Raw genomic sequence first — 5144 nt, 5'->3', positions numbered from 1 at the left:
GCGAACGAAGCCAGCGGAATCGAAGCCGACGCGACCGAAGACGATGCGACCGAAGCCAACGCGGCCGAAGACGATGCGACCGAAGACGATGCGGCCGAAGACAACGCGATCGAACGCGGACGAGAGCTCGCCGCGCTCGTCTCACACCATCACCCACGGACGGTCTCTCGCGACCGCGAGAACCGATCCGCGGCGGACCGTCACGACCACATCGACACCATGGACGTCCTGACCTGTATCAAACGAGTGCCCGACACCGGGGCGAAGATCGTACTGACAGACGACCAGCACGGGATCGACACCAGCAACCTGGGCTTTACGATGAGTCCCCACGAGGAGTGTGCGATCGAGGAAGCCGTCCAGCAGGTCGACGAACACGGGGGATCGGTGACGGTCCTGACGCTCGGTCCCGAGGCGGCGACCGAGCAGCTCCGGACGGGGCTGGCGATGCAAGCCGACGAGGCGACGTTGCTGGTGACCGACGGCGAGGAGTGGGGTCCCCGGGCGACCGCGGGGGCGATCGCTGACGCCGTCCGAGACTCGGCCGACGACGGTGAGGCGTTCGACCTCCTCCTGTTCGGAAACGAGTCGGCCGACGCGGCCAACTACCAGGTCGGTATTCGCGTGGCGCGGGCGCTGGATGTGCCCTGCGTCACGGGGATCAAGTCCCTCGACGTCGAGGACGGGACCGCGATCGCCGCGCGCGAGGTACCTGGTGGCGAAGAGATCTACGAGGTCGAGCTTCCGGCGGTCGTCACCGTAAAAGAGGGGATCAACGAGCCGCGGTACGCCTCGATGCGCTCCAAGATGCAAGCCCGGCGACAGGAGGTCGAAACGGTCGCGGCGGACCGACAGAACGGTCCAGGGAGCATCGACACGGTTCGCCTCGAATCGCCGGAGAGCGACGACGGCGATGCCGAGATCCTCGGCGACGGGCCCGAGGCCGTCCCGGCCATCATCGAGGTTCTCGAAGACGATGTGGAGGTGCTATGAGCGTGCTACTGGGTTTCGTCGAACACGAGAACGGCGTCCCGGCCGAGACCTCCCTGGAGATGCTGACCCTGGCCCGCGATCTGACCGAAGGCGAGTCGGAACTCGGGGCCGTCGTCTTCGGGGACGAGGGGGCCGGGGTGGCCGACGAACTCGGCGCCTACGGCGTCGACGACGTCCACCACGTGACCCACGACAGGCTCGGGAGCTACGCGCCGGAGGCGTGGGGCGAGGCCATCAGGCAGCTCATCTCCGAGCGGGCGCCGGAGGCCGTCCTCGCGCCCGGAACCGACCGGGGGCACGAAGTGCTCGCCCACGCCGCCGCGGGCCTGGACCTGCCGATGGCCGCAAACTGTACTGCCGTCGACGCGGGCGAGGCCTACGAGGTGACCCGCCACCGGTGGGGCGGGAGTCTCGTCGAACACGCGCGACTCGAAGCCGAGACGAAGCTGTTGACCACTGCGGCCCACGAGCTCCCCGCGGAGACGGCCGAGGAGACGACTGACCCGGCCGTCCACTCGTTCACGCCGTCGCTGGACGACCGTCACCTTCGGGTTCGCCTCGACCGGACCGAGGAGTCCGACGAGGAGGGTATTCCACTCGGCGAGGCTCGGATCGTCGTCGGTGGCGGCCGGGGCGTCGGTAGCCCGGAGGACTTCGACCAGTTAGCGGAACTGGCCGACCTCCTGGGCGGCACCGTCGGCTCCTCGCGAGCGGCGGTCAACGAGGGGTGGCGACCTCACGACGACCAGATCGGTCTCACCGGTGCGAAGATCAGTCCCGACATCTACATCGCCTGCGGGATCAGCGGCGCCGTCCAGCACATGGTCGGCGCCAAGGGATCCGACACCATCCTGGCGATCAACACCGATCCGGAGGCCGCCATCGTCCAGCACGGCGACTGGGCGGTCATCGGCGATCTTCACGAGATCGTCCCGGAACTGAACGAGGCGATTCGGGAGGCCCAGTGACGTCGGCCGCGACCGTACAGCTCTGCAACAACGTCGATCTACCGGACAGCACGTCGTCGTGACCGACGTTCAACGTGGGTGTGCGTCGGGACGTGGGCGGCATTGAGGTGGGCGGCTTCGGCGTGGGTGAGCGTCAGGACGTGGGTGACATCGACGTGAGTGAGTGTCAGCACGTGAGCGGGACCCAGCCCGCGCTGGAACCGTCCCGCCGAGCGTGACCGAACGCCAGCCTCGGCGCCTCGGGCCAACGTTTTTCCTCCACTGGCGCTTCCATCCGCTATGTCACAAGGAGCGCCCGATCGGCTCCTCCGCGTCGATCTCTCTGCCGAACGCGTGGAGTCGGAGCCGGTCCCCGAGCGCTGGCGTCGTCGGTACGTCGGCGGGAAGGGACTCGGGGCGCGGTACCTCTACGAGGAACTCGAGGCAGGTGTGGATCCGTTGGGCCCGGCGAACGCGTTGCTGTTCATGCTCGGTCCCGTCAGCGGATACCTTCCAGGCGACGGACGCTACGCGGCGGTCACGAAGTCGCCCCTCACGGGTGCGTTTCTCGACTCGTACGCTGGCGGCGACTTTCCGGCGACGCTCGCCGGGGCGCTCGCCGATCACGTCGGCGTGCTCGTGACCGGTCGAGCCAGCGACCCCGTGAGACTCGTGGTTTCCGACGGCGACGGGCGGATCGAACCGGCGGACACCTGGGGTCGCGACGCTGTGGAGACGGCACGTGCGTTTCCGGAGGCGTGCGTGGCCTGCATCGGTCCTGCGGGGGAACGTCGCGTCGCGTACGCGACCATCGCCTCCGACGAGGCGACCCACCACGCCGGCCGGGGTGGTGCTGGTGCTGTGATGGGCGCGAAACGGTTGAAGGCGGTCGTCGCACGCGGTGAGCCGCCGACCCCGGACGAGTCGCTGGCAACGTTGCGCGACGCGGAGACCGACCGGTACGCCGAGAGCGACACTGGCCGGTGGCTCGCCGCCTCGGAGACGCTCGAGACGGTCGACTTCGCCGACGAAACCGACGTCCTCGCCAGCCGCGGCTGGCAAGAGCGCGGCTTCGACGCCGCCGAGGACGTCGGCATCGAGGCGGCACGGGAGGCGGCGTCCGGACGCGAGCGCGACGGCCCCATCCCCGGAGGTTTCCGGATCGAGACCGATGAGGGCGAGACCGTTCCCCGGGGCGCGACGGGGATGTCCCTCGGGGCCGGACTCGGTATCGACGACTTCGACGCGGTCGCGGGGCTCGGGGAGCGGTGTAATCGCCTCGGCGTCGACCTCATCAGCGCCGGAAACGCGATCGCCTGGGCCATCCGCGCCGCCGAGTCCGGAGTCGTCGACCGAGAGCTATCGTTCGGCGAGCCGGCGGTCGCTCGCGACCTCCTCGACGAGATTGCGGCGCGATCGCCCCCGCTCGGGGACGCGCTGGCGGACGGCGTCGACGCCGCTGCAGACCGATTCGGTGGGAGCGACCTCGTTCCGGCGGTCAAGCGTATGTCCCTACCGAACTACGATCCCGGCGCCGTCGCAGGCATGGCCCTCGCCTACGCGACGAGCGATCGCGGGGGCTGTCACCGGCGGGCCCGCCCGGTCGAGCGAGCGGTGTTCGATACGCAGTGGGGGCCCGAACGCGCGGCGGCAGCGGTCGTCGCGGCGCAGGACGCCCGCTCGCTTCGCTGGAGTCTCGTCGCCGACGACTTCGCCGGCGAAGCGCTCGACGTCGCCGCATGGCTCGAGGCGGTCGGCGCGCCGTACGACGACCTCGAAAACGCCGGCGAGCGTATCTGGACCCTGGTCCGATTGTTCAACGTCCGCGAGGGATTCGACAGGGACGACGACGCGTGCCCGCCAGCACTCGACGCGGATGGCGACCTCGACGCCGAGCGATTCGACGCTATGGTCGACGCCTACTACGCGATCCGTGGCTGGGGGCGACAGGGTCGGCCGACCCCCGAGACGCTGGCGAGACTCGACCTCGGAGGCGTCCCCGACGAGCAGACGCCGCTCGCGACGGACGCAGCGAGCACTCCATAGTCCAGAGTCGATCCGCACGCTGTGGAGGGAAATCGGCATTAGGGGTCCGTCCGTAACGCCGTCATGGACATCGTCCGCGCCCTCCGGGCCGATCGCGGCCTCACGTGTCTCGTCGGGGCCGGCGGGAAGAAAACCTCGCTGTACGCCCTCGCCCGACGACTCGATCGGGCCGTCCTCACCGCGACGGTACGCATCCCGATCTTCGATCGCGAGGTCGGTTCCGTCGCCGTCTCCGACGACCCCGTCTCGACGCTCTCCGCGGCGTCGACGACGTGGCCGCTCGGTCTGGTTCCCGAGCGCGAGGGCGACCGGTACACCGGCTACGAGCCCGAGACCGTCAGCGCCATCGCCTCGGCTCACGACGGGCCCGTGCTCGTCAAGGCCGACGGGGCGCGGACGCGCGAGTTCAAGGCGCCCGGCGACGACGAGCCGCGGATCCCGGAGACGACCGACGTCGTCGTCCCCGTCGCGAGCGTCGACGCCGTCGGACGGCCACTCTCCGAGAGGTCCGTCCACCGACCGGAGCGGGTCGCCGCGCTGACCGATCTCGAGCGCGGCGACACCGTCACGCCGGAGGCTGTCGCGACCGTCCTCGCCCACCCCGACGGCGGGCTGAAGGCCGTCCCGTCGGGGACGACGGTCATTCCGTTACTCAACAAAGTCGACGACGAGGGCGACGAGGCGGTCGCCAGATCAATCGCCCGACGCGTGTTCGAGCGAATCGACGAAACCGAGCCCCTCGGCCCCTCGAGCGACGCGAGGATTCCACGGGTCGTCTGTGCCCGGATGATCGACCCGACCATCGTAGCTGTCGTCGAGCGATCGACTGACGCCCGTCAGGCCTGATCGGCTGCAAGCGGCCGGCCCGTGCCGAAGCGATCAGCCTTCCTCTCGGTGGATCCACTCGGCTGCCGCCTCGAACTCCGATCGCGTGTTGACGTTCTCGAACGTCCTCGTACTCGCCTCTCGCTTCACCGTCGCTTCCTCGACGACCTCGTACTCGAGGCTCTCCAGCGGGGCGAGGATCTTTCGCTCATCGCGATCGAGCGCTCGCTCGCAGGCTGTGGACATGGGTTCGGTCCGGTAGACGGCCTGGGTGGTCTGGTACCAGCCGTCCGCCCGCCGCGGAACCGCCGCGTCGGCGCTCGCCGCGCGCTC

Annotated in this window: 5 protein-coding genes; 4 read left to right on the top strand and 1 reads right to left on the bottom strand. The window is 69.6% G+C overall.

Going from position 1 to position 5144, the window contains the following annotated elements:
• The 4 genes from QZT59_RS09610 to yqeC all read left to right on the top strand — a co-directional run.
• Positions 1-993: electron transfer flavoprotein subunit beta/FixA family protein (locus QZT59_RS09610; protein WP_290814853.1), on the top strand; the 993-nt coding region annotated here is incomplete at its 5' end.
• Complete coding sequence (locus QZT59_RS09605) at positions 990-1961, top strand: electron transfer flavoprotein subunit alpha/FixB family protein (RefSeq protein ID WP_290814850.1); 972 nt, start codon at positions 990-992, stop codon at positions 1959-1961. The genes QZT59_RS09610 and QZT59_RS09605, both read left to right, overlap by 4 nt.
• A 279-nt stretch (positions 1962-2240) precedes the next feature.
• Positions 2241-3986 carry an aldehyde ferredoxin oxidoreductase C-terminal domain-containing protein gene (locus tag QZT59_RS09600; RefSeq protein WP_290814847.1) on the top strand — a complete coding sequence of 582 codons (1746 nt, stop codon included), beginning with the start codon at positions 2241-2243 and terminating at the stop codon, positions 3984-3986.
• A gap of 63 nt (positions 3987-4049) precedes the next feature.
• Entirely contained in the window at positions 4050-4832 is a 783-nt protein-coding gene (gene yqeC, locus QZT59_RS09595) for a selenium cofactor biosynthesis protein YqeC (protein ID WP_290814844.1), read from the top strand.
• Between the two features lie 33 nt (positions 4833-4865).
• Here the strand turns inward: yqeC and QZT59_RS09590 are convergent.
• A partial coding sequence (locus QZT59_RS09590) for a molybdenum cofactor guanylyltransferase (protein WP_394348646.1) occupies positions 4866-5144 on the bottom strand: 279 nt, incomplete at its 5' end.

It is taken from the genome of Halovivax sp., assembly GCA_007119345.1.
Lineage (GTDB): Archaea > Halobacteriota > Halobacteria > Halobacteriales > Natrialbaceae > Halovivax.
The sequence above is the reverse complement of the archived record's forward strand: the minus strand, read 5'-3'. Positions and strand labels throughout refer to the sequence as shown.

Excerpts from the sequence above, each read along its gene's own strand:
- QZT59_RS09600 (WP_290814847.1), top strand. The coding sequence starts at position 2,241 with ATGTCACAAGGAGCGCCCGATCGGCTCCTCCGCGTCGATCTCTCTGCC.
- yqeC (WP_290814844.1), top strand. The coding sequence starts at position 4,050 with ATGGACATCGTCCGCGCCCTCCGGGCCGATCGCGGCCTCACGTGTCTC.
- QZT59_RS09605 (WP_290814850.1), top strand. The coding sequence starts at position 990 with ATGAGCGTGCTACTGGGTTTCGTCGAACACGAGAACGGCGTCCCGGCC.